Origin of the sequence: Variovorax sp. 22077, assembly GCF_052044195.1 — a bacterium.
In the GTDB taxonomy this organism is placed as follows: Bacteria; Pseudomonadota; Gammaproteobacteria; order Burkholderiales; family Burkholderiaceae_C; genus Variovorax; species Variovorax atrisoli.
The window spans coordinates 66771-89430 of record NZ_JBQEQC010000020.1; the positions used below are offsets into that span (position 1 = coordinate 66771).

Genomic DNA, 22660 nt, shown 5'->3' on the forward strand with positions numbered 1-22660 from the left:
TCGGTTTCAGGCGGCCGCGGTCAGCGGCGTGAACTGCCGCACGTCCACCGAGGCCTGCGCCGACTCGAACCACGGATCGGGCTCGCCGTCGAGCGCGAACTGCAGTCGCTCCCACAGCGCCTTGCGGCCCTCGGCGTCTTCGAGGATCTTCTTCTTCACGTAGTCGAGGCCCACGCGGCCGATGTAGTGCACCGTGCGCTCCAGGTACCAGCCTTCCTCGCGATAGAGCTGCAGGAAGGCGCCCGAGTACTCCATCACTTCGGCGGCCGTCTTCACCTTCACCAGAAACTGGGCGACCTCGGTCTTGATGCCGCCGTTGCCGCCCACGTAGAGCTCCCAGCCGGAGTCGACGCCGATCACGCCCACGTCCTTGATGCCGGCCTCGGCGCAGTTGCGCGGGCAGCCCGAGACGGCCAGCTTGACCTTGTGCGGCGAGTACATGGCCCACAGCGCGCGTTCCAGGTCCTTGCCCATCTGCGTGCTGTCCTGGGTGCCGAAGCGGCACCACTCGCTGCCCACGCAGGTCTTCACCGTGCGCAGCGACTTGGCGTACGCGAAGCCGCTGGGCATGCCGATGTCCTTCCACACGCCTTCCAGGTCTTCCTTCTTCACGCCCAGCAGGTCGATGCGCTGGCCGCCCGTGACCTTGACGGTCGGGATCTTGTACTTGTCGGCCGCGTCCGCGATGCGGCGCAGCTCGTCGGGCGTGGTGTGGCCGCCCCACATGCGCGGGATGACGGAGTAGGTGCCGTCCTTCTGGATGTTGGCGTGGCTGCGCTCGTTGATGAAGCGGCTCTGCGGATCGTCCTTCGCCTCCTTGGGCCAGGTGCTGATCAGGTAGTAGTTGATGGCCGGGCGGCAGGTGGCGCAGCCGTTGGGCGTGCGCCAGCCGAGGTTGCGGTAGACCTCGTCGTGCGTCAGGTAGTGCTCCTTGCGGATCGCGTCGCGCACGTCCTGGTGGTTCGCGTCGCTGCAGCCGCACACGGCCTTCTTCTTGGGCGTGGCGGAGTAGTCGCCGCCCGCGGTGAACATCAGGATCTGCTCGACCAGCCCGGTGCACGAGCCGCAGCTCGCGCTGGCCTTGGTGTGCTTCTTCACCTCGTCGAGCGTGAACAGGCCCTTCTCCTTGATGGCCTTGCAGATGGTGCCCTTGTTCACGCCGTTGCAGCCGCAGACCTCGGCGTCGTCGGGCATGCTCGCGGCCTTGTTGTGGCCCTCGTGGCCTGTGTCGCCGATGTTCGATTCGCCGAACATCAGCTTGTCGCGGATGTCGTGCACGCTGCGGCCGTCGCGCAGCAGCTTGAAGTACCAGCTGCCGTCCACCGTGTCGCCGTAGAGGCAGGCGCCCACCAGCTTGTCGTCCTTGATGACGAGCTTCTTGTAGACGCCGCCGAAGGGGTCGCTCATGACGATCTCCTCCGTGCCTTCTCCGCCCATGAACTCGCCGGCCGAGAAGAGGTCGATGCCAGTCACCTTCAGCTTGGTGGAAGTGAGCGAGCCCAGGTAGCGGCCGATGCCGAACTGCGCGAGGTGGTTGGCCGCCACCTTGGCCTGCTCGAAGAGCGGCGCCACCAGGCCGTAGGCGATGCCGCGGTGCGCCGCGCATTCGCCCACCGAGTAGATGCGTGCGTCGGTGACGGTCTGCATGGTGTCGGTGACGACGATGCCGCGGTTGCAGTGCAGCCGCATCTTTTCGGCCAGCTCCACGTTGGGACGGATGCCCACGGCCATCACCACCAGGTCGGCGGCGGTCTCGGTGCCGTCCTTGAAGCGGATGGCCTTCACGCGGCCGCTCCTGCCGTCATCCGCGTCGCCGACCAGCTCCTGCGTCTGCGCACCCATCATGAACTTTAGGCCCCGGTCTTCCAGCGACTTCTGCAGCAGCTTGCCTGCCACGTCGTCCAATTGGCGTTCCATCAGCCAGGGCATGACGTGCACCACCGTCACGTTCATGCCGCGCAGCATCAGGCCGTTGGCGGCTTCCAGGCCCAGCAGGCCACCGCCGATGACCACCGCATCCCTGTGCGTGCGCGCGGCCTCGATCATGTAGTCGGTGTCGGCGATGTCGCGGTAGGCGATCACTCCCTTCAGGTCCTTGCCGGGCACCGGCAGCATGAAGGGGTTGGAGCCGGTGCACATCAGCAGGCGGTCGTAGGCGGCCTCGGTGCCATCCTCGGCGCGTACGATGCGCCGGACGCGGTCGACCTCCACCACCTTCTTGCCGGCGTGCAGGGTGATGTTGTTCTCGGCGTACCACTCCCAGCTGTTGAGCACGATCTCGTCGATCGTCTGCTCGCCCGCGAGTACCGGTGACAGCAGAATGCGGTTGTAGTTGGGGTGCGGCTCCGCGCCGAAGACGGTGATGTCGTACAGGTCGGGCGCGATCTTCAGCAGCTCTTCGAGCGTGCGCACGCCGGCCATGCCGTTGCCGACCATCACGAGTTTCATTTTCTTGTCCATGGGAGCCGTCCTTTCCTGGAATCGGGCGTGGGGAGGCGCGCGGCGCATCAGGACTGCGCCACGGGCTTGTCGAACAACGAAACAACCGGCCGCCTGCGCGCTTCGCAGTGCGGCCGCCAAAACCTCAGGCCGCGACCTTCTCCACGTGCGCCTGGCGCGTGTAGAGGAAGTCGATCACCGCCTTGCGCGCATGCACGTAGACCGGGTCTTCCGCCAGCTCCACGCGGTTGCGCGGGCGCGGGATGTCCACCGAAAGAACCTCGCCGATGGTCGCGGCCGGGCCGTTGGTGAGCATCACGATGCGGTCGCTCAGCAACACGGCCTCGTCCACGTCGTGCGTGACCATCACGACGGTGCTCTGCGTCTTCTGCACGATGGCCAGCAGCTCGTCCTGCAGCTTGGCGCGGGTGAGGGCGTCCAGCGCGCCGAAGGGCTCGTCCATCAGCAGCACCTTGGGCTCCATCGACAGCGCGCGTGCAATGCCCACGCGCTGCTTCATGCCGCCGGAGATCTCGCCGGGGCGCTTCTGCGCAGCGTGCGACAGGCCGACCAGCGCCAGCGCCGCGTCGGTGCGCGCCCGAAGCTGGGTCTTGTTCTCCGTTGCCGCGAACACGCGCTCGACCGCGAGGTACACGTTCTCGAAGCAGGTGAGCCAGGGCAGCAGCGAGTGGTTCTGGAACACCACCGCGCGCTCGGGGCCCGGACCCTTGATCTCCTTGTTGGCGCACAGCAGCGAACCCTGCGTGGGCGTGGTGAGCCCCGCGATCAGGTTCAGCAGCGTCGACTTGCCGCAGCCCGAATGGCCGATGAGCGTGATGAACTCGCCCTTGGCCACGTTCAGGTTCACGTCGCGCAGCGCGACGAAGCGGCCCTTGGGCGTCTTGAACGCTTGCTCGACGCCGTGGATCTCGATGTACTTGGTGTCGTTCATGGTGTGTTCTCGCAGAAAAGGATTCGGGGCAGGACGCAGGGGACGCGAAGGATTCGCGAAGGTCGCGAAAGAACAGCCGGGAAAGTCCTTCTCGAATTTCCTTTGGCGAATTTCGCGAATCCTTCGCGCCCTTCGCGTACGGCTGTCCGATCCCGATTTCAGTGCTTGACCTCTTCGAAAGTGAAGGCCGTCGCCAGCTTGATGAGCGCGAACTCCAGCACCAGGCCCACGATGCCGATCACGAAGATCGCGATGATGATGTTGGCGACGTTGAGGTTGTTCCACTCGTCCCACACCCAGAAGCCGATGCCGACGCCGCCGGTGAGCATCTCCGCCGCCACGATCACCAGCCAGGCGGTGCCCACGGCCAGCCGCACGCCGGTCAGCATGTAGGGCAGCACGGCGGGGAAGAGGATCTTGGTGAGGATCTTCCACTCGCTGAGGTTCAGCACCTTGGCCACATTCATGTAGTCGGTGGGCACGCGCTGCACGCCCACTGCGGTGTTGATGATCATCGGCCAGATCGAGCAGATGAAAATGGTCCAGATCGCGGCCGGGTTGGCGCCCTTGAACACCAGCAGGCCGATGGGCAGCCAGGCCAGCGGCGAGACCGGGCGCAGCAGGCTGATCAGCGGGTTGAACATGCGCGAGAGGAACTCGAAGCGCCCGATGGCGAAGCCGGCCGGAATGCCGACCAGCGCCGCGAGGCCGAAGCCCAATGCCACGCGCTGCAGCGAGGAGAGCACGTTCCAGCCCACGCCCTGGTCGTTGGGGCCCTTGCTGTAGAACGGGTCGCTGAACACCGTCACCGCCTGCTGCCAGGTGGCCATCGGCGTGGGGAAGCCCGTGGTGCTCTTCATGGCCACCACCTCCCAGATCAGCAGCAGCAGGCCGAAGCCTGCCAGTGGCGGCAGCACGCGCATCCAGAAGGCGCGCAGGTCGATGGGCGTGCGCTGCCCTTGCTCCTTCTCCTGCTTCTCTGTCGCGGGAAGAAGGCCGGGGTGAGGGGCCGCCTGGGCGCGGCTCTCTCCCGCGCGCGGGACGGGGAGAGATGTATCCAGCGGCGAATGGAAGACTGCGCTGACCATGTCGTTCTCCTTATGCATGGAGCTTGAAGGAGTCGGCGTACTTCTTCGGGTCCTTGCCGTCCCAGACGGAGCCGTCGAAGAGCTTGCTGCTGCGCATCGCGTCCTTGGGCACCGGCGTCTGCGTGGCGGCGGCGGCCTGCTTGTAGATGTCGATGCGGTTGATCTCGGTGGCCACCTTCAGGTAGTCGGGGTGCTCCTTCAGCAGGCCCCAGCGCTTGTGCTGCGTGAGGAACCACATGCCGTCGGAGAGGTAGGGGAAGTTCACGGCGCCGCCGTTGTAGAACTTCATGTGGTTGGGGTCGTCCCAGCTCTTGCCCAGGCCGTTGGTGTAGCGGCCCAGGATGCGCTGGTTGATGGCGTCCACGCTGGTGTTGACGTAGCTCTTGTCGGCGATGGTCTCGGCCATCTTGTTCTTGTTCTGCAGGCCGGTGTCGATCCACTTGCCGGCTTCGAGGATGGCCGCCGTCACGGCGCGCGCGGTGTTGGGGTACTTCTTCGCGAAGTCGGCCGTGGTGCCCAGCACCTTCTCGGGGTGGTCCTTCCAGATGTCCTGCGTGGTGATGGCGGTGATGCCGATGCCGTCCATGATCGCGCGCTGGCCCCAGGGTTCGCCCACGCAGTAGCCGTCCATGTTGCCCACGCGCATGTTGGCGACCATCTGCGGAGGCGGCACGGTGATGTTCTTCACGTCCTTGAACGGATCGATGCCGGCCGATGCGAGCCAGTAGTAGAGCCACATGGCGTGCGTGCCGGTGGGGAAGGTCTGCGCGAAGGTGTATTCGCGCTTTTCGCTGGCGATGAGCTTGGCGAGCGATGCGGCGTCGACCGCGCCCTTGTCGGCCAGCTTTTTCGACAGCGTGATGGCCTGGCCGTTGTTGTTGAGGGTCATGAGCACGGCCATGTCCTTCTTCGGGCCGCTCAGGCCCAGGTGCATGCCGTAGATCAGGCCATAGAGCACGTGGGCGAAGTCGAGCTCGCCGTTGGCCAGCTTGTCGCGCACGCTGGCCCAGCTGGCTTCCTTGCTGGGCACGATCTTCACGCCGTACTTCTTGTCGATCCCCAGCACCGAGGCCATCACCACGCTGGCGCAGTCGGTGAGCGGGATGAAGCCGATCTTCACTTCTTCCTTCTCGGGCTTGTCGGAGCCCTGGGCCCAGACGGCCGCGCGCAGGGCGGGGTCGATGCCGACGGCACCGACGGCGGCGGCTTGCAGGACGCGGCGTCGGCTGAGGCGGGTTTTGAGCAGGTCGGTCATGGCGCGGGGCTCCGGTTGAGGACGAACAACAAAGAAAACGACAAAAACGAAAAGGCGTCCGCACCGCGCAGGGGCTGCTCGAAAACGAGCCCTTGCGGGATGGGGACGCCTTTGTCCGGTTCGGTGGGAAGCACCCGCCGTTGGGTGCCGCCTGCCTGAAGGTCCATCGAGGACCTGTGCGCTCAGTGCATGCAAGCGGTGTGCCAGCTTCGAGATTCGCCGGCCGCTATCAAGAAGGTAGCTGTATGTCGAATGAATCCGCGGCCGACCGCGGGTGAGGGGCGATTCGGGGTGACGATGGGCGATGGCACGATTGTTGTGCGGTGCACCAACTTGAACGCCCCGTGGGGCGCTTGCTTCAGCGCGGCGGTGCGCGGTCGAGCATGGGCAGGTAGTCGGCCATCGCGAGCATCGACTCGGCCACGTCCACCAGCCTGCGCTTCTGGTTCATGGCGGTCTGGCGCAGCATCTTGTGCGCCTCTTCCTCGCTGAGGCGGCGGTGCGCCATCAGCAGGCCCTTGGCGCGCTCGACGAGCTTGCGCTCGTTGAGCGAGGCGCGCACCGTCTCGAGTTCGTCGCTCATGGCCTGCAGGCGCTGGGACTGCTCGCGGACCATGTCGAGCACCGAGCGCTCCAGGTGGCGGCCGAGCTGTGCGGGAGCCGCCGCCTGCGCGTCGGCATCGTCGAAGAAGAGGGCACCGGCCTGGGGTGCGAGCGTGTCCAGTAGCTGGCGGTATTCGCGCAGCTCGCTGCGTGCCTGCGCGGTCTTGTGCTCGCACAGCGCGCGCAGGTCGCTGGCGAGGCGTTCCTCGACGGTCTTCATGGCGTCGATGCGGCGGGTGCAGCAGTCGAACCAGGCCTCGCTGAGCGCCACGTCGGCCGGCCCGGAAGACGCACCGCGCCGACGGATGCGCTCGAGCTCGGCCACTTCCGAGTCGGGCTGGCTCTCGCGCCAGAGGGCGAGCACCGCCTCGCCCGAGAACTCGGTGAACACCTGGAAGCAGCGCTCCTGCGATTCGATCAGGTGCAGCCACTGCAGGCGCTGTGCCTCGTCGCTGCGGCCCAGCGCGAGCGCGGCGGCGCCGAAGGCGCGCTCCTGGCCCGCGAATTCCTTGCCCTGCATGAAGTTGAACATCGCGACCAGCAGGCGCGATATCTCGGGGTCGGTGGCACCGTCGGCCGCCTCGAACACCACCGAGAGCAGGCCCGCGATCAGCTTGGCGAAGGCGGCGGTGGACTGGGCCGGCTTGAGCGCGAGCGCGTCGACGCGGCGGCGCAGGGCGGGCAGGGCATCCAGGCCCGGCAGCACCCAGGCGATGCGGCTGAACAGGCGCGCGTTGTTGCTCGCGTCGGCGCCGCGGTGGTAGTTGTCGGCTTCGAGCTGGTCGAAACCCGCGCGCACCTCCTGCTCCAGCGCGAGGCACTCGGCGATCTGCGGGCCGCGCTGCTCGCCGAAGCGGCTGCCACGCGAGGTGAGGAACATGTTCGACATGCCGCGCTCGCGCTGCAGCGCATGGACCAGGCGGCCGATCACGCCCACCAGCTCGCTGGTTCGGGCGAGCCGGTCCAGCTCGTCGATTTCGCAACGGCGGGCGGCGATGAGGAAGCTCAATCCGGATTTCATGGTGGGGCGCGGTCTCTGCTCAGTGTCGCTGCAACATCCGTGCCTCGCGGGTCGAGGCCAGGGCGCGGAAAGGCCGCCGCTTGCCCCTTCGCAGGCGCCGGGCGGGGGCCGCCGCCTACACTCGCGGCATGCTCTTGTTGGGAATCGAATCATCCTGCGACGAGACCGGCGTGGCGCTGGTCGAGTCGCAAGGCAACGCGCTGCCGGTGCTGCGTTCGCATGCGCTGCACAGCCAGATCGCCATGCACCAGGCCTACGGCGGCGTGGTGCCCGAGCTGGCCAGCCGCGACCACATCCGGCGCGTGCTGCCGCTGACCGAGACGGTCATGGCCGAAGCCGGCCGCTCGCTCGAAGAGATCGACGTGGTGGCGTATACGCGCGGGCCTGGCCTCGCGGGCGCACTGCTGGTGGGGGCGGGCGTGGCCTGCGCACTGGGCGTGGCGCTGGGCAAGCCGGTGCTCGGGGTGCATCACCTCGAAGGGCATCTGCTGTCGCCGTTCCTGAGTGCCGATCCGCCGGAATTTCCGTTCGTCGCGCTGCTGGTGTCCGGCGGCCATACGCAGCTGATGCGGGTGGACGGCGTGGGTCGCTACGAGCTGCTGGGCGAAACCATCGACGACGCGGCCGGCGAGGCCTTCGACAAGAGCGCCAAGCTCATGGGCTTGCCGTACCCCGGCGGTCCTTGGCTCGCGAAGCTGGCCGAAGGCGGCGATGCAGCGGCCTTCAAGCTTCCACGGCCGCTGCTGCACAGCGGCGATCTCGACTTTTCCTTCGCCGGCCTGAAGACGGCGGTGCTCACGCAGGCAAAGAAGCTGGGCGAAGAACTCGAGCCGCGAAAGGCCGACCTGGCGGCGTCGACGCAGGCGGCCATCGTCGAAGTGCTTCTGAAGAAGTCGCTCGCGGCGCTGGAGCAGACCGGCCTCAAGCGGCTGGTGGTGGCCGGCGGCGTGGGCGCCAACAGGAGCCTGCGCGAGCAGTTGAATGCGGCTTGCGCGAAGCGCAAGGTGCGGGTGCACTACCCCGAGCTGCACCTGTGCACCGACAACGGCGCCATGATCGCGATGGCCGCCGCGATGCGACTGCAGTCGGGGCTGTCGCAGGCGAGCGAGCGCTATGCCTTCGACGTCAGACCGCGATGGCCCATGGCGTCGCTTTCGGTGCCTGATCAGCCGCTACCGGAGACTGCGTAATCGTTTGCTTCGACGGCCTGCCGAGTGCGGGCAGCGGCAGAACTTCCAGCACGTTGCGCCAGAGCTGACGCCATTGCGGCCAGTCGTGGCCGCCCTCGGTCGTGAAGACCTGCTCGGGCGGCAGGGCATCGGCCAGCAGCTTGTGGTTGCTAGCGAAACGGTCTTCCAGCCCGAAGCCGAGGTAGAGCCGCGGCAGGTTCTTCGACGACTTGGCCGACAGGTACTGCTGGAAGAAGGGCCACAGCTTGCGGTCCGGCTCCTCGTCGGGCTGCGGCCCGGTGGGCGCCTGCCAGGCGCGCAGGCCGCCGGCCTTCTTGATCTCCGCGCCGAGCACGCGCCGGCCAAGGTAGGGCGCGAGCGCCACGATGCCGTCCACCGAGCCCGGGCGCGCCAGTTCGTGGATCAGCGCGCCGAAGCCGCCGATCGAAATGCCCACTAGCCAGATCGACTTGTAGCCCTTGGCGCGCTGCGGTTCGATGACATCGGTGTGCAGGCTGTCGCACAGCGTCTGCTCGTAGTAGTAGGACACGTCCGCGTCCACCAGCAGCGCATCGGCTGCAAGGTGGCGTTCGCGCACGGCGGCAATGAAGCCTTCGCGCTCGAATTCGTCGGGTTTGAGGTACGCACCCGGCAGGAAAACCAGGAGCGTGTCGGACCGTTCGTCGGGACTGGCGGGCTGGAGATGAGTTTTCATGGTGCCTTGAAGGGGCACCCGAACCGCACCGTCGGGAACTCAGTGCGTTTACAAGACGCCCACGAAGAAGAAAGTTCTAAAAAAACGTCACATCATGTGACGTTAATCCAGCGCTATTGTGAATAAGGTGCTCGTTTAATGTCAAAAAACGAGCCTTACTAACATTTTCCTCTTGTGGGCTTAAGCCTGATTAGTTGATTTGCAACTGAGTCGCCTGGCTCACTGGCACCAGCTTGCCGAGCTTCAGCGTGAGCACGCCGTTCTCGAGCTTCGCTTCGCTGGCGGCCACGTCGATGTCCTGCGGCAGCTCGTAGGCAGCCTTGAACTGGCGCTTGGCTTCGGCCTTGCTCTCGATGCGCAGCACGGCGCCTTCGATGCTGATGGCGAGGTCTTCGCGCGCGAATCCTGGCACGTCGAGCGAGAGGGTCCAGCTCTTGTCGTCCTGCTCCACGAGCGGCGAGCGGCGTGCACCGGCGAAGGCTTCGTTCACGAAGCGTTCGAACGAACGGTCATAGGCGCGGGGTGCGAAGCGGGCGGTGCGAAGGGTGGGGGCGAAAAACATGTGAGAACTCCTGAGTGAACACAATGGGGACAAGGAATGTGTGTCCCTTACACTGCGCGGCCGTTCCATCGTGAGTGCCGCTTGAGACCTCATCTAGGCGCAGCGGCACGCGTTTCAAGACAATGCATCCCCCCTTTAATTTGCGCCGCGAGACCTTGAAATTCGCGGCGCTGGCGCTATGCGCGAAGCCCTTCGCGGGGCTTGCGCAGGCCGCGGCTTCGGCGCCTGTCGCGCCCATCCGGCTCGCACTCATCGAAAGCATGAGCGGGCCCTTCGCCAACACCGGCGAGGCCGTCTTCCGCAACTTGCTGTGGGCCGTGGAGCGCGTGAATGCGCGCGGCGGCATCAGGCTGCCGGGCGTCGCTGGAGGCGCGCGGCCGCTGCAGCTCGACCGCTACGACAGCAAGGGACAGAACGAGGAAGCGCTCTCCGCGCTGCGCGCCGCGCTCGACGACGGCGCGCGCATCGTGCTGCAGGGCAACTCGTCGGCCACTGCTGCGGCGCTGATCGATGCCATCGACAAGCACAACGATCGCGATCCTTCGCGGCGCGCGATCTTCCTCAACTATGCGGCTGTCGACCCGGCGCTCACCAACGAGCGCTGCAGCTTCTGGCACTTCCGGTTCGACGCGCATGCCGACATGCGCATGGCCGCTCTGATGGACGTGATGAAGGACGACGCGTCGCTCAAGCGCGTCTACCTGATCGGTCAGGACTACAGCTTCGGCCAGGCCGTGCTGCGCGAGGCGCGCCGCCAGCTCGGCGCGCAGCGGCCCGACGTGGAGATCGTCGGCGACGAACTGCACCCCATGGGCAAGGTGAAGGACTTCTCGCCCTATGCCACGAAGATCATCGCCAGCGGCGCACAGGCGGTGGTCACCGGCAACTGGGGCAACGACCTCACGCTGCTGGTGAAGGCCGCGCGCGAAGCGGGCTTCGGCGGCAGCTTCTACACCTTCTACGGCAATGCGCTGGGCGCGCCGGCCGCCATCGGCGATGCGGGCATCGGGCGCGTTGTGGCGGTGGCCGACTGGCTGCCCAACGTGCAGACGGCGCAGTCGGAGGCCTTCTACCGGGCCTTCCGCGCGCGTTTCCCGAAGCCCGCCGACGACTACGTGCACATGCGGCTGCAGCTCATGGTCGAGGCGCTCGTGCAGGCCATCGAACGCGCGGGCAGTGCCGATGCCTTGCCCGTGGCGCGCGCCCTCGAGCAGGCCGACGTCGGCATGTACGGCCAGCGCGGGCGCATGCGCGCGGCGGACCACCAGTTCCAGCAACAGCTGGTGGTGGGCGTGATGGACAGGCAGGGCAGGCCCGGCGTGCAGTTCGACGTGGAAGGCTCGGGCTATGGCTTTCGCGTCGTCAAGACCATCGCCCCCGAGCGCGCCGAGCTGCCGACCTCGTGCAAGATGAAGAGACCTTGAATCCGATGACGAACAACAGGAACTGTCGACATGCGTGAAGCCATCCACAACCTCGAAGCATCGAAGATCCGCGAAGTCGCCAATGCCGGCATGGGCCGCAGCGACGTGCTGGCCTTCTGGTTCGGCGAGAGCGACGAAGTCACCCCCGAGGTGGTCCGCCAGGCGGCCATCGAATCGCTGCAGCGCGGCGAGACCTTCTATGCCCACAACCTCGGCCTGCCCGAGCTGCGCGAAGCCATCGCGCGGTATGCCAGCGGGCTGCACCCCAAGGTCGATGCCTCGCGCATCGCCGTCACCTCGGGCGGCGTGAGTGCGCTGATGCTGGCGGTGCAGGCGCTTGTCGATGCGGGCGACGAAGTGGTCGCCGTCACGCCGGTGTGGCCCAACCTGACGGCGCAGCCCGCGATCATGGGCGCGCATGTGCGCACGCTGCCGCTTGTGCCGGTGAACGGGCAGTGGACGCTCGACCTGCAGGCGCTGCGCGAAGCGGTCACGTCGAAGACGAAGCTGCTGATCGTCAATGCTCCGAACAATCCCACCGGCTGGACCATGAGCCGCGACGAGCAGCAGGCCGTGCTCGACCACTGCCGCCAGACCGGCACCTGGATCCTGGCCGACGAGGTGTACGAACGGCTCTACTTCGAGCCCACCCCCAACGCCTGCGCCCCCAGCTTCCTCGACATCTCGAAGCCGGACGACCGGCTCGTGGTGACGCACAGCTTCTCCAAGAGCTTCCTCATGACCGGATGGCGCCTGGGCTGGCTGGTGCTGCCGCCGTCGATGGTGGATGGCATCGGCAAGCTGATCGAGTTCAACACCTCCTGCGCCAGCGTGTTCACGCAGCGCGCCGCCATTGCCGCCATCGAGCACACGGCGGAGATCACACCACGCGTGGTGGCCCACCTGAAGCAGTGCCGCGACACGCTGGTGCCGTTGCTGGCCGCGCTGCCGGGCGTGCAGGTGGCACCGGCCAAGGGCGGCATGTATGCCTTCTTCCGCCTCGAAGGCTTCGGCGATTCGCTCGAGGTGGCCAAGCGGCTGGTGGCCGAGGCTGGCCTGGGGCTCGCGCCGGGCAACGCCTTCGCGCCCGAGGCGCAGGGCTGGCTGCGCTGGTGTTTCGCCTCGAAGGACCCGCAGCGGCTGGTGAAGGGCGTGGAGCGGCTGCGCGACTGGCTGGCGCGGCAGAAGTAGGAAGCAGAAGAAGCAGGCAGGGCAGGACGGCACTCCGGCGCTGCGATCGGGTTCGCTCGACGGGGCCTTCCGGCCACGCGAAGGGGCACAAAAGCCCCGACGGGACGGTCGGGCTATAATTCCAAGGCTTTGCATGCCGCAAGGCGCACGGCGAGGGCAGTTCCAGCCCTTGCCGCAAGTCAAACACCCAGGAACAAGGAAATCAACATGATCGCAGCCTCCATCAAGGCCGAAGTTGTCAAGGACAACGCCCGTGCCGCCAACGACACCGGCAGCCCCGAAGTGCAAGTCGCACTGCTGACCGCCCGCATCAACGAGCTCACCCCCCACTTCAAGACGCACGCCAAGGACCACCACGGTCGCCGCGGCCTGCTGCGCATGGTGAGCCGCCGCCGCAAGCTCCTCGACTACCTGAAGTCCAAGGACGCCGACCGTTACACCGCGCTGATCGCCAAGCTGGGTCTGCGCAAGTAATCCAAATCGCATGAAGAAACGCCTGGGTTAGTCCGCTAGCTCAGGCGTTTTTTACTTCGCGATCCATTTTCGGAGTGCCCAAACAGAGCGAAGCTGTGTCATTCCAATGAAGTTCCGCCGAGCTTCGCTGGAATGGCATCGTGTTCTGAGAAGCCTCCGTCACCTGCGGACTCCGTGTAGTTCGCTATCAAAACAGGAGCAAACATGAGCCTCTTCAACAAAGTCACCAAGTCGTTCCAATGGGGCGGCAAGACCGTCGTCATGGAAACGGGCGAAATCGCCCGCCAGGCCAGCGGCGCCGTGCTCGTCGACATCGAGGGCACCGTCATCCTCGCGACCGTTGTCGCCTCCAAGTCGGCCAAGCCCGGCCAGGACTTCTTCCCCCTGACCGTCGACTACATCGAGAAGACCTATGCCGCCGGCAAGATCCCCGGCAGCTTCTTCAAGCGCGAAGCCAAGCCCAGCGAGCACGAAACGCTGACCAGCCGCCTGATCGACCGCCCGATCCGCCCGCTGTTCCCCGAAGGCTTCCTGAACGAAGTGCACGTGGTCGTGCACACGATCTCGCTGAACCCCGAAGTCGACGCCGACATCGCCGCCATGATCGGCGTGAGCGCCGCGCTGTCGATCTCCGGCGTGCCGTTCAACGGCCCGATCGGCGCTGCGCGCGTGGGCTACATCAACGGCCAGTACGTGCTGAACCCGGGCCAGACCGCCCGCAAGGATTCGCAGATGGACCTGGTGGTGGCCGGCACGCAAGCCGCCGTGCTGATGGTCGAATCCGAAGCCCTGCAGCTGAGCGAAGAGGTGATGCTCGGTGGCGTAGTGTTCGGCCACGAGCAGGCCAACATCGCGATCGACGCGATCCATGAACTCGTGCGCGACGCCGGCAAGCCCGTGTGGGACTGGCAGCCGCCCGCCGAAGACGAAGCCTTCGTCGCCAAGGTCAAGGGCCTGGCCGAGGACAAGCTGCGCGCCGTCTATCAAATCCGCAGCAAGCAGGCCCGTACGCAGGCCCTGCGCGAAGCCAACGCCAGCGTGCTCGAGGCCCTGAAGGCCGAAGGCGTCGAATTCGACTCCGGCAAGGTCTCCGACCTGCTGTTCGCCATCGAATCGAAGATCGTGCGCAGCCAGATCCTGTCGGGCGAGCCGCGCATCGACGGCCGCGACACCCGCACCGTGCGCCCCATCGAGATCCGCAACTCGGTGCTGCCCCGCACCCACGGTTCGGCCCTGTTCACGCGTGGCGAGACGCAGGCGCTGGTCGTGACCACGCTGGGCACCGAACGCGACGCGCAACGCATCGACGCGCTGGCCGGCGAGTACGAAGACCGCTTCCTGTTCCACTACAACATGCCTCCCTTCGCCACCGGTGAAGTGGGTCGCATGGGCTCCACCAAGCGCCGCGAAGTGGGCCACGGCCGCCTGGCCAAGCGCGCGCTGGTCGCAGTGCTGCCGAACAAGGAAGAGTTCCCCTACACGGTCCGCGTGGTGTCGGAGATCACCGAGTCGAACGGCTCGTCGTCGATGGCATCGGTGTGCGGCGGTTGCCTCTCGATGATGGACGCCGGCGTGCCCATGAAGGCGCACGTGGCGGGCATCGCCATGGGCCTGATCAAGGAAGACAACCGCTTCGCGGTGCTGACCGACATCCTGGGCGACGAAGATCACCTGGGCGACATGGACTTCAAGGTGGCAGGCACGACCAACGGCATCACCGCCTTGCAGATGGACATCAAGATCCAGGGCATCACCAAGGAAATCATGCAGGTCGCGCTGGCGCAGGCCAAGGAAGCGCGCATGCACATCCTCGGCAAGATGCAGGAAGCGATGGGCGAGGCCAAGGCCGACGTGTCGCAGTTCGCACCGCGCCTGACCACGCTGAAGATCAACCCCGAGAAGATCCGCGACGTGATCGGCAAGGGCGGGGCGGTCATCCGCGGCCTGCAGGAAGAGACCGGCACGACGATCAACATCGACGAGGACGGCACCATCACCATCGCCTCGACCGATCCGGAAAAGGCCGAGATGGCCAAGAAGCGCATCGAGCAGATCACGGCCGAGGTCGAGATCGGCAAGGTGTACGAAGGCCCGGTCACGAAGATCCTGGACTTCGGTGCGCTCGTGAACCTGCTGCCCGGCAAGGACGGCCTGCTGCACATCAGCCAGATCGCGCACGAGCGCGTCGAGAAGGTGACCGACTACCTGAGCGAAGGCCAGATCGTGAAGGTCAAGGTTCTCGAAACCGACGACAAGGGCCGCGTGAAGCTGTCCATGAAGGCCCTGACCGAGCGTCCGGCCGGCATGGAGTTCAGCGAGCGTCCCCCGCGCGAAGAGCGCGGCGACCGCGGCGAGCGTCGTGAGCGTGGCGACCGCGGAGACCGTGGTGATCGCGGCGAGCGTGGTGGTGACCGCGGCGATCGCGGCGAACGCGCGCCTCGCTTCAACGAACAGCAGCAACAGCCGCGCAGCGAAGCGCCGGCCGGCGAGCAGCCGCAGCAGCAAGCTCCGCGCGAGCCTCAGGAGTAAGAAGGGTGCGAGCGTGGCGGCTGTGCATGCAGCCGCCATTGCCGCCTCTTCATCTTTTGAACGTCAAGCTGCGCCCCATCTGCGGGCGCTGGAGGCCGAAAGACCATGAAAGCCATTGAAATCACTTCGTACGGCGCCCCCGAGGTGCTGCGCGTCGCCGAGCGCCCCGACCCCGTCGCGGGCGCCGGCGAACTGCTGATCCGCGTTGCGGCGAGTGGCGTCAATCGCCCCGACGTGCTGCAGCGCAAGGGGCACTACCCGGTGCCGCCGGGCGCCTCCGATCTGCCGGGCCTCGAAGTGGCTGGCGAGATCGTGTCGGGCGATGCCGCGGCGCTGGCCGAGGCCGGCTTCAAGGTCGGCGACCGCGTCTGCGCACTGATCGCGGGTGGCGGCTATGCCGAGCTGTGCGTGGCGCCCGTGGCCCAGTGCCTGCCGGTGCCCAAGGGCTGGAGCGACATCGAGGCGGCTTCGCTGCCCGAGACCTTCTTCACCGTCTGGAGCAACGTGTTCGAACGCGGTCGCCTCCAGAAGGGCGAGACGCTGCTGATCCAGGGTGGCTCCAGCGGCATCGGCGTCACGGCGATCCAGATCGCCAAGGCGCTCGGTGCGACGGTGATCGTCACCGCCGGCAGCGACGACAAGTGCGATGCCTGCAGGAAGCTCGGCGCCGACCACGCCATCAACTACCGCACCAGCGACTTCGTCGAAGAGGCGAAGAAGCTGACTGGCGGCAAGGGCGTGGACGTGGTGCTCGACATGGTCGCCGGCGACTACGTGGCACGCGAGATCGAATGCCTGGCCGAGGACGGCCGGCTGGTGATCATCGCGGTGCAGGGCGGTGTGAAGAGCGAGATCAATGCGGGCCTCGTGCTGCGCAGGCGTCTCACGATCACCGGCTCGACGCTGCGGCCGCGGCCCGTGGCGTTCAAGGGCGCCATTGCCAAGGCGCTGCGCGAGAAGGTGTGGCCGCTGCTGGAGAGCGGTGCGATCAAGCCCGTGATCCACAGCACCTTTGCTGCAGCGGGCGAGCCCAGCGGCGCGGCCCAGGCTCATGCGCTGATGGAATCGAACCAGCACATCGGCAAGATCGTGCTGACGTGGTGAGCAACGACAAGAAGAATGCGATGACGACCAAGAAGAAATTGATCGCCGGCAACTGGAAGATGAACGGCAGCCTGGCTGCCAACGAGGCGCTGGTGAAGGCCCTCCAGCAGGGCCTGGCCGCGAATCCGGCCGCTTGCGACGTGGCGCTTTGCGCGCCCGCTCCGTATTTCGCGCAGCTGCAGTCGCTGCTGGCCGGCTCGCCGGCCATCGCGCTCGGTGCACAGGACGTCTCTGCGCACCCGCAAGGTGCGTTCACGGGCGAGCAGTCGGCGGCGATGCTGAAGGATTTCGGCGTGCGCTATGCGATCGTCGGCCACTCCGAGCGTCGCCAGTACCACGGCGAGACCGACGAGGTGGTTGCCGCCAAGACCGCAGCGGCGCTGGCCAACGGCATCACGCCGATCGTCTGCGTCGGCGAGACGCTGGCTCAGCGCGAAGCAGGGCAGACCGAAGAGGTGGTGAAGCGTCAGCTGGCTGCCGTCATTCACGTGAACGGCCATTGCATCAGCGAGATCGTGGTGGCCTATGAGCCCGTCTGGGCCATCGGCACCGGCAAGACTGCCACGCCCGAGCAGGCGCAGGCGGTGCACGCGGTGCTGCGTGCGCAGCTGCATCATGCGGCCAGCGAACACGCGGCCGGCATCCGCATTCTCTATGGCGGCAGCATGAACGCGGCGAACGCGGCCCAGTTGCTGGCGCAGGCCGACATCGATGGCGGCCTCATCGGCGGCGCATCGCTCAAGGCGCCCGATTTTCTGCAGATCATTTCCGCCGCTGCGCACTGAGCGCGCAACGGTTGCATCAAGTTAGGAGTAAGAACGAATGAACGTGGTCCTCAACCTTCTGGTCGGCGTGCAGATGCTTGCAGCACTCGCGATGATCGGCCTCATCCTCATCCAGCACGGCAAGGGCGCCGACATGGGCGCGGCCTTCGGCAGCGGCAGTGCGGGCAGCCTTTTCGGTGCCAGCGGCAGTGCCAACTTCCTGTCGCGCACCACCGCAGTGCTTGCGGCCGTGTTCTTCGCGTGCACGCTGCTGCTGGCCTACTTCAGCCATGCACGTCCTGCTGGCGGTGGCAGTCTTCTGGAGCGCGCAGCAGTGGGTGCGCCCGCTGCTCCTGCCTCTGGTGCGGCCAACGAGATCCCCGGTGCGGCAGCTCCGAATGCTCCTGCTTCGGCTCCTGCAGCCCCTGTTTCGGGTGCGGGGCAGATTCCGAGCAAGTAATCAACTCGTTTTCATGAGTTGCCCGTGAGAAATGGCTCCATTTCAGGGTAAACTCTAAATCTGTTCGGAAAGCCAAATTCCTCTTGCAGGTACCTCATGCCATCCGAACAGCAAAAACCGCGGTCGTGGTGAAATTGGTAGACACGCTATCTTGAGGGGGTAGTGGCGAAAGCTGTGCGAGTTCGAGTCTCGCCGACCGCACCAAATCTCATCGGCGGAAAACCTCATTCAGAGGTTCTTCCTGCCGGTGGCAAGCGGTGAAAAACTCTCGATGAATCTCGACTCCTACCTCCCCGTCCTTTTGTTCATTCTGGTCGGAGTCGGCGTAGGCGTCGCCCCTCAGGTCATCGGATACATTCTCGGCCCCAATCGGCCCGACACCGCGAAGAACTCCCCCTACGAGTGTGGCTTTGAGGCCTTCGAGGATGCGCGCATGAAGTTCGACGTGCGCTACTACCTCGTTGCGATTCTCTTCATCCTGTTTGACCTCGAAATCGCATTTCTCTTCCCGTGGGCTATTGCGCTCAAGGAGATCGGTGCCGTCGGCTTCTGGGCCATGATGATCTTTCTCGCCATCCTCGTCGTGGGCTTCGCCTACGAGTGGAAAAAGGGCGCGCTCGACTGGGAATGACAAGGAAGAAACACGATGGCCATTGAAGGCGTTCTCAAAGAAGGTTTCGTCACCACGACCTATGACTCGGTCGTCAACTGGGCGAAAACCGGTTCTCTCTGGCCGATGACTTTCGGTCTCGCATGCTGTGCGGTGGAGATGATGCACGCGGGTGCCGCGCGCTACGACATCGACCGCTTCGGCATGCTGTTCCGGCCGAGCCCGCGCCAGTCCGACCTGATGATCGTGGCGGGCACGCTGTGCAACAAGATGGCGCCGGCGCTGCGCAAGGTCTATGACCAGATGCCCGAGCCGCGATGGGTTCTCTCGATGGGTTCGTGCGCGAATGGCGGTGGCTACTACCACTACAGCTATTCGGTCGTGCGCGGTTGCGACCGCATCGTGCCGGTCGACGTCTACGTGCCGGGTTGCCCGCCCACCGCCGAGGCCTTGCTCTACGGCGTGATCCAGCTGCAGCAGAAGATTCGCCGCACCAACACCATTGCCCGCGCCTGAGGGATTGCCGACGATGACTGACTTTGCAATTTCGCCGGAGGTGCTGCGCGCCACCGTCGCCGAGACGCTCGGCGCCAAGGCCAAGAGCGTGACCGTCGCACTCGACGAGGTGAATGTGGTGGTCGGCGCTGCCGACTACCTCGAAGCCGCATTGCTGCTGCGCGATGCGCCCGGCTGCCGCTTCGAGCAGCTGATCGACCTGTGCGGCATGGATTATTCCGACTACCGTGAAGGCGAATGGCAGGGCGAGCGCTACGGCGTGGTCTCCCATCTGCTGTCGGTGAGCCTCAACCAGCGCGTGCGCCTGACGGTGTTTGCGCCGAGCGACGATTTTCCGGTTGTCGATTCGCTGCAATCGGTGTGGAACTCCGCCACTTGGTTCGAGCGCGAAGCATTCGATCTCTACGGCATCGTTTTCGAAGGCCACGACGACCTGCGTCGCCTGCTGACCGACTACGGCTTCATCGGCCACCCGTTCCGCAAGGATTTCCCGGTGTCGGGTCACGTCGAGATGCGCTACGACGAAGAGCAGAAGCGCGTGGTCTACCAGCCGGTTTCCATCGAGCCGCGTGAAATCACCCCGCGCGTGATCCGCGAAGACAACTACGGCAGCGGCTTGCACTGACTGATATGGCCGAAATCAAGAATTACACACTCAACTTCGGTCCCCAGCATCCGGCGGCGCACGGCGTGCTGCGCCTGGTGCTCGAGCTGGACGGCGAAGTCATCCAGCGCGCCGACCCGCACATCGGCCTGCTGCATCGCGCGACCGAGAAGCTCGCCGAGACGCGGACCTTCATCCAGTCGCTGCCGTACATGGACCGTCTCGACTACGTGTCGATGATGAGCAACGAGCACGCCTACTGCCTCGCCATCGAGCGCATGCTGGGTCTGGAAGTGCCCGAGCGCGCGCAGTACATCCGCGTGATGTTCGCCGAGATCACCCGCCTGCTGAACCACCTGCTGTGGCTCGGCGCGCACGGTCTGGACTGCGGTGCGATGAACATGCTCATCTACTGCTTCCGCGAGCGCGAAGACCTGTTCGACATGTACGAAGCCGTCTCCGGCGCGCGCATGCATGCGGCGTACTTCCGTCCGGGCGGCGTCTACCGCGACCTGCCCGACGCGATGCCGCGCTACAAGGCCAGCAAGATCAAGAATGCGAAGGCGATCGAGAAGCTCAACGAGAACCGCCAGGGCTCGCTGCTCGACTTCGTCGACGACTTCTGCAAGCGCTTCCCGAAGATGGTCGACGAGTACGAGACGCTGCTCACCGACAACCGCATCTGGAAGCAGCGCACCGTGGGCATCGGCGTGGTTTCGCCGGAGCGCGCGCTGAACCTCGGCTTCACCGGCCCCATGCTGCGCGGCTCGGGCATCGAATGGGACCTGCGCAAGAAGCAGCCCTACGACGTCTACGACCGCATGCAGTTCGACGTGCCCGTGGGCAAGACCGGCGACTGCTATGACCGCTACCTGGTCCGCGTCGAGGAGATGCGCCAGGCCAACCGGATCATCCAGCAGTGCGCGGCCTGGCTGCGCGCCAACCCCGGTCCTGTCATCACCGACAACCACAAGGTCGCCGCGCCTGCGCGCGAATCGATGAAGGCGAACATGGAGGAGCTGATCCACCATTTCAAGCTCTTCACCGAAGGCTTCCACGTGCCCGAAGGCCAGGCCTATGCCGCCGTCGAGCATCCGAAGGGCGAGTTCGGCATCTATCTGGTGAGCGACGGCGCCAACAAGCCGTACCGCCTGAAGATCCGCGCCCCTGGTTTCCCGCACCTCGCCGCCCTCGACGAAATGTCGCGCGGTCACATGATCGCCGACGCTGTCGCGGTGATCGGCACGATGGACATCGTGTTCGGCGAGATCGACAGGTGAGAAAGAGCGAATGACGACTTCCTCGACCCACCATGACACGGCGCCCTCGGCGCCGTTGAAGCCTGAGATCCTTGAACGCTTTGCGCGCGAGGTGGCGAAGTACCCCGAAGCGGGCAAGCAGTCGGCCGTGATGGCCTGCCTGTCCATCGTCCAGCAGGACGAGGGCTACGTCAGCCTGCAGCGCGAGCGCGAGATCGCCGAGTACCTCGGCATGGCGCCCATCGCCGTGCACGAGGTGACGACCTTCTACAACATGTACAACCAGCATCCGGTGGGCAAGTTCAAGCTCAACGTGTGCACCAACCTGCCTTGCCAGCTGCGCGACGGCGTCACGGCCCTCGTGCACCTCGAGAAGAAGCTCGGCATCAAGATGGGCGAGACCACGCCCGACGGCCTGTTCACCCTGCAGCAGAGCGAATGCCTGGGCGCCTGCGCCGATTCGCCCGTGATGCTGGTCAACGACCGCACGATGTGCAGCTTCATGAGCAACGAGAAGCTCGACCAGCTGGTCGACGGCCTGCGCAGCGCCGCGCCGGCCACCAAGGGGGAGGCTTCCTGATGTCACCCGAACAAGTGCTCCAGCAGTTCCAGGCGACAGGCGTCCAGACCTGTTTCCATGACCGCCACATCGAGCCGCAGATCTATGCCGGCCTCGACGGCACCAACTGGCGCCTGGCCGACTACGAGGCGCGCGGCGGCTACCAGGCCCTGCGCAAGATCCTGAGCGAGGGCCTCACGCCCGACCAGGTGATCGCCGAGGTCAAGGCCTCCGGCCTGCGCGGCCGCGGCGGTGCGGGTTTCCCGACCGGCCTGAAGTGGAGCTTCATGCCCCGCCAGTTCCCGGGCCAGAAGTACCTCGTCTGCAATTCCGACGAAGGCGAGCCGGGTACGTGCAAGGACCGCGACATCCTGCAGTTCAACCCGCACATCGTGATCGAGGGCATGGCCATCGCCGCCTACGCGATGGGCATCAGCGTGGGCTACAACTACATCCACGGCGAGATCTTCCAGACCTACGACCGCTTCGAGGAAGCCCTCGAAGAGGCGCGCGCCGCGGGCTACCTCGGCGACAAGATCATGGGCAGCACGTACAACTTCCAGTTGCACGCGGCCCATGGCTTCGGTGCCTACATCTGCGGCGAGGAAACCGCGCTGCTCGAATCGCTGGAAGGCAAGAAGGGCCAGCCGCGCTTCAAGCCGCCGTTCCCCGCGAGCTTCGGCCTGTACGGCAAGCCGACCACCATCAACAACACCGAGACCTTCGCGGCGGTGCCCTGGATCATCCGCAACGGCGGCCAGGCCTACCTCGAATGCGGCAAGCCGAACAACGGCGGAACCAAGATCTACTCGGTGAGCGGTGACGTCGAGCTGCCCGGCAACTACGAAGTCCCGATGGGCACGCCGTTCTCCAAGCTCCTGGAGCTGGCCGGCGGCGTTCGCAAGGGCCGCACGCTGAAGGCGGTGATTCCCGGCGGTTCGTCCGCTCCGGTTCTGCCTGCGTCGATCATGATGGAATGCACGATGGACTACGACTCCATCTCCAAGGCCGGCTCCATGCTGGGCTCGGGCGCGGTCATCGTCATGGACGACAGCCGCTCGATGGTCGAGTCGCTGCGCCGCCTGTCGTACTTCTACATGCACGAGTCCTGCGGCCAGTGCACGCCCTGCCGCGAAGGCACGGGCTGGCTCTACCGCGTGGTGGACCGCATCCACAACGGGCAGGGCAGGGCGTCCGACATGGACCTGCTGAACTCGGTGGCCGACAACATCCAGGGCCGCACGATCTGCGCCCTCGGCGACGCGGCGGCGATGCCGGTGCGCGCCATGATCAAGCATTTCCGTCACGAGTTCGAGGCCCTGATCCCGGGCTACGTACCGAAAGCGCCCGTCAAGGCCTGAG

Annotated in this window: 21 protein-coding genes and 1 tRNA gene; 15 read left to right on the forward strand and 7 right to left on the reverse strand. The window is 65.8% G+C overall.

The annotated features are described in order from the left end of the window. Nucleotides 1-6: 6 nt before the first annotated feature. The 5 genes from nirB to ACTJLF_RS25215 form a co-directional block, all read right to left on the reverse strand. Nucleotides 7-2460, reverse strand: coding sequence for a nitrite reductase large subunit NirB (gene nirB / locus ACTJLF_RS25195; protein WP_440884114.1), 2454 nt, complete (start codon nucleotides 2458-2460; stop codon nucleotides 7-9). Nucleotides 2461-2584: 124 nt separating this feature from the next. Next, complete coding sequence (locus ACTJLF_RS25200; RefSeq protein WP_019653405.1) at nucleotides 2585-3391, reverse strand: ABC transporter ATP-binding protein; 807 nt, start codon at nucleotides 3389-3391, stop codon at nucleotides 2585-2587. Between the two features lie 158 nt (nucleotides 3392-3549). Then, nucleotides 3550-4479, reverse strand: a complete 930-nt coding sequence (gene ntrB, locus ACTJLF_RS25205; protein WP_354407732.1) for a nitrate ABC transporter permease — start codon at nucleotides 4477-4479, stop codon at nucleotides 3550-3552. A 10-nt stretch (nucleotides 4480-4489) separates the two neighbouring features. After that, on the reverse strand, nucleotides 4490-5734 hold the full coding sequence (locus ACTJLF_RS25210; RefSeq protein WP_019653403.1) for a CmpA/NrtA family ABC transporter substrate-binding protein: 1245 nt from the start codon (nucleotides 5732-5734) through the stop codon (nucleotides 4490-4492). Between the two features lie 358 nt (nucleotides 5735-6092). Continuing rightward, the gene (locus tag ACTJLF_RS25215) at nucleotides 6093-7358 is read right to left on the reverse strand and encodes a nitrate- and nitrite sensing domain-containing protein (RefSeq protein ID WP_440884115.1); all 1266 of its coding nucleotides are present in this window, start codon (nucleotides 7356-7358) and stop codon (nucleotides 6093-6095) included. A 128-nt stretch (nucleotides 7359-7486) separates the two neighbouring features. On the opposite strand from ACTJLF_RS25215, the gene tsaD reads away from it, so the two are divergent. After that, nucleotides 7487-8548: a tRNA (adenosine(37)-N6)-threonylcarbamoyltransferase complex transferase subunit TsaD gene (gene tsaD, locus ACTJLF_RS25220; protein ID WP_019653401.1), complete on the forward strand. Its 1062-nt coding sequence runs from the start codon at nucleotides 7487-7489 to the stop codon at nucleotides 8546-8548. Here tsaD and ACTJLF_RS25225 read toward each other — a convergent pair. Together ACTJLF_RS25225 and ACTJLF_RS25230 are read right to left on the reverse strand one after the other, a co-directional pair. Next, complete coding sequence (locus tag ACTJLF_RS25225; RefSeq protein ID WP_440884116.1) at nucleotides 8484-9242, reverse strand: alpha/beta hydrolase-fold protein; 759 nt, start codon at nucleotides 9240-9242, stop codon at nucleotides 8484-8486. The two genes, tsaD and ACTJLF_RS25225, sit on opposite strands and share 65 nt — an antisense overlap. A gap of 190 nt (nucleotides 9243-9432) precedes the next feature. After that, nucleotides 9433-9804: an Hsp20/alpha crystallin family protein gene (locus ACTJLF_RS25230; protein ID WP_019653399.1), complete on the reverse strand. Its 372-nt coding sequence runs from the start codon at nucleotides 9802-9804 to the stop codon at nucleotides 9433-9435. 122 nt (nucleotides 9805-9926) lie between these two features. On the opposite strand from ACTJLF_RS25230, the gene ACTJLF_RS25235 reads away from it, so the two are divergent. The 14 genes from ACTJLF_RS25235 (at nucleotide 9927) to nuoF (ending at nucleotide 22659) form a co-directional block, all read left to right on the forward strand. Then, nucleotides 9927-11228: a branched-chain amino acid ABC transporter substrate-binding protein gene (locus ACTJLF_RS25235; protein WP_440884117.1), complete on the forward strand. Its 1302-nt coding sequence runs from the start codon at nucleotides 9927-9929 to the stop codon at nucleotides 11226-11228. Nucleotides 11229-11258: 30 nt separating this feature from the next. After that, complete coding sequence (locus ACTJLF_RS25240; protein WP_019653397.1) at nucleotides 11259-12419, forward strand: pyridoxal phosphate-dependent aminotransferase; 1161 nt, start codon at nucleotides 11259-11261, stop codon at nucleotides 12417-12419. Nucleotides 12420-12626: 207 nt separating this feature from the next. Further along, nucleotides 12627-12893, forward strand: coding sequence for a 30S ribosomal protein S15 (gene rpsO, locus ACTJLF_RS25245; protein WP_007837783.1), 267 nt, complete (start codon nucleotides 12627-12629; stop codon nucleotides 12891-12893). 204 nt (nucleotides 12894-13097) lie between these two features. After that, nucleotides 13098-15422, forward strand: coding sequence for a polyribonucleotide nucleotidyltransferase (gene pnp, locus ACTJLF_RS25250; RefSeq protein ID WP_440884118.1), 2325 nt, complete (start codon nucleotides 13098-13100; stop codon nucleotides 15420-15422). Nucleotides 15423-15527: 105 nt separating this feature from the next. Then, nucleotides 15528-16526 carry an NAD(P)H-quinone oxidoreductase gene (locus tag ACTJLF_RS25255; RefSeq protein ID WP_019653395.1) on the forward strand — a complete coding sequence of 333 codons (999 nt, stop codon included), beginning with the start codon at nucleotides 15528-15530 and terminating at the stop codon, nucleotides 16524-16526. Between the two features lie 20 nt (nucleotides 16527-16546). Beyond that, on the forward strand, nucleotides 16547-17311 hold the full coding sequence (gene tpiA / locus ACTJLF_RS25260; RefSeq protein WP_186475929.1) for a triose-phosphate isomerase: 765 nt from the start codon (nucleotides 16547-16549) through the stop codon (nucleotides 17309-17311). A 37-nt stretch (nucleotides 17312-17348) separates the two neighbouring features. Then, nucleotides 17349-17750, forward strand: coding sequence for a preprotein translocase subunit SecG (gene secG, locus ACTJLF_RS25265; protein ID WP_019653393.1), 402 nt, complete (start codon nucleotides 17349-17351; stop codon nucleotides 17748-17750). 119 nt (nucleotides 17751-17869) lie between these two features. Next, a tRNA-Leu gene (locus ACTJLF_RS25270) sits at nucleotides 17870-17954 on the forward strand. A 67-nt stretch (nucleotides 17955-18021) separates the two neighbouring features. Next, nucleotides 18022-18381 carry an NADH-quinone oxidoreductase subunit A gene (locus tag ACTJLF_RS25275; protein WP_026346262.1) on the forward strand — a complete coding sequence of 120 codons (360 nt, stop codon included), beginning with the start codon at nucleotides 18022-18024 and terminating at the stop codon, nucleotides 18379-18381. 15 nt (nucleotides 18382-18396) lie between these two features. Then, the gene (locus tag ACTJLF_RS25280; protein WP_007837763.1) at nucleotides 18397-18876 is read left to right on the forward strand and encodes a NuoB/complex I 20 kDa subunit family protein; all 480 of its coding nucleotides are present in this window, start codon (nucleotides 18397-18399) and stop codon (nucleotides 18874-18876) included. A gap of 13 nt (nucleotides 18877-18889) precedes the next feature. Beyond that, nucleotides 18890-19501, forward strand: coding sequence for an NADH-quinone oxidoreductase subunit C (locus ACTJLF_RS25285; RefSeq protein ID WP_019653391.1), 612 nt, complete (start codon nucleotides 18890-18892; stop codon nucleotides 19499-19501). Between the two features lie 5 nt (nucleotides 19502-19506). Next, nucleotides 19507-20760: an NADH-quinone oxidoreductase subunit D gene (locus tag ACTJLF_RS25290; protein ID WP_019653390.1), complete on the forward strand. Its 1254-nt coding sequence runs from the start codon at nucleotides 19507-19509 to the stop codon at nucleotides 20758-20760. A gap of 10 nt (nucleotides 20761-20770) precedes the next feature. Then, the gene (locus tag ACTJLF_RS25295; protein ID WP_309939251.1) at nucleotides 20771-21319 is read left to right on the forward strand and encodes an NADH-quinone oxidoreductase subunit NuoE; all 549 of its coding nucleotides are present in this window, start codon (nucleotides 20771-20773) and stop codon (nucleotides 21317-21319) included. Beyond that, on the forward strand, nucleotides 21319-22659 hold the full coding sequence (gene nuoF / locus ACTJLF_RS25300; RefSeq protein ID WP_440884119.1) for an NADH-quinone oxidoreductase subunit NuoF: 1341 nt from the start codon (nucleotides 21319-21321) through the stop codon (nucleotides 22657-22659). The genes ACTJLF_RS25295 and nuoF overlap by 1 nt, the downstream gene beginning before the upstream one ends. Nucleotide 22660: the final 1 nt, after the last annotated feature.

Coding starts and splice junctions, on each gene's coding strand:
- nirB (WP_440884114.1), bottom strand. CDS start 2,460: ATGGACAAGAAAATGAAACTCGTGATGGTCGGCAACGGCATGGCCGGC.
- ACTJLF_RS25200 (WP_019653405.1), bottom strand. CDS start 3,391: ATGAACGACACCAAGTACATCGAGATCCACGGCGTCGAGCAAGCGTTC.
- ntrB (WP_354407732.1), bottom strand. CDS start 4,479: ATGGTCAGCGCAGTCTTCCATTCGCCGCTGGATACATCTCTCCCCGTC.
- ACTJLF_RS25210 (WP_019653403.1), bottom strand. CDS start 5,734: ATGACCGACCTGCTCAAAACCCGCCTCAGCCGACGCCGCGTCCTGCAA.
- ACTJLF_RS25215 (WP_440884115.1), bottom strand. CDS start 7,358: ATGAAATCCGGATTGAGCTTCCTCATCGCCGCCCGCCGTTGCGAAATC.
- tsaD (WP_019653401.1), top strand. CDS start 7,487: ATGCTCTTGTTGGGAATCGAATCATCCTGCGACGAGACCGGCGTGGCG.
- ACTJLF_RS25225 (WP_440884116.1), bottom strand. CDS start 9,242: ATGAAAACTCATCTCCAGCCCGCCAGTCCCGACGAACGGTCCGACACG.
- ACTJLF_RS25230 (WP_019653399.1), bottom strand. CDS start 9,804: ATGTTTTTCGCCCCCACCCTTCGCACCGCCCGCTTCGCACCCCGCGCC.
- ACTJLF_RS25235 (WP_440884117.1), top strand. CDS start 9,927: ATGCATCCCCCCTTTAATTTGCGCCGCGAGACCTTGAAATTCGCGGCG.
- ACTJLF_RS25240 (WP_019653397.1), top strand. CDS start 11,259: ATGCGTGAAGCCATCCACAACCTCGAAGCATCGAAGATCCGCGAAGTC.
- rpsO (WP_007837783.1), top strand. CDS start 12,627: ATGATCGCAGCCTCCATCAAGGCCGAAGTTGTCAAGGACAACGCCCGT.
- pnp (WP_440884118.1), top strand. CDS start 13,098: ATGAGCCTCTTCAACAAAGTCACCAAGTCGTTCCAATGGGGCGGCAAG.
- ACTJLF_RS25255 (WP_019653395.1), top strand. CDS start 15,528: ATGAAAGCCATTGAAATCACTTCGTACGGCGCCCCCGAGGTGCTGCGC.
- tpiA (WP_186475929.1), top strand. CDS start 16,547: ATGACGACCAAGAAGAAATTGATCGCCGGCAACTGGAAGATGAACGGC.
- secG (WP_019653393.1), top strand. CDS start 17,349: ATGAACGTGGTCCTCAACCTTCTGGTCGGCGTGCAGATGCTTGCAGCA.
- ACTJLF_RS25275 (WP_026346262.1), top strand. CDS start 18,022: ATGAATCTCGACTCCTACCTCCCCGTCCTTTTGTTCATTCTGGTCGGA.
- ACTJLF_RS25280 (WP_007837763.1), top strand. CDS start 18,397: ATGGCCATTGAAGGCGTTCTCAAAGAAGGTTTCGTCACCACGACCTAT.
- ACTJLF_RS25285 (WP_019653391.1), top strand. CDS start 18,890: ATGACTGACTTTGCAATTTCGCCGGAGGTGCTGCGCGCCACCGTCGCC.
- ACTJLF_RS25290 (WP_019653390.1), top strand. CDS start 19,507: ATGGCCGAAATCAAGAATTACACACTCAACTTCGGTCCCCAGCATCCG.
- ACTJLF_RS25295 (WP_309939251.1), top strand. CDS start 20,771: ATGACGACTTCCTCGACCCACCATGACACGGCGCCCTCGGCGCCGTTG.
- nuoF (WP_440884119.1), top strand. CDS start 21,319: ATGTCACCCGAACAAGTGCTCCAGCAGTTCCAGGCGACAGGCGTCCAG.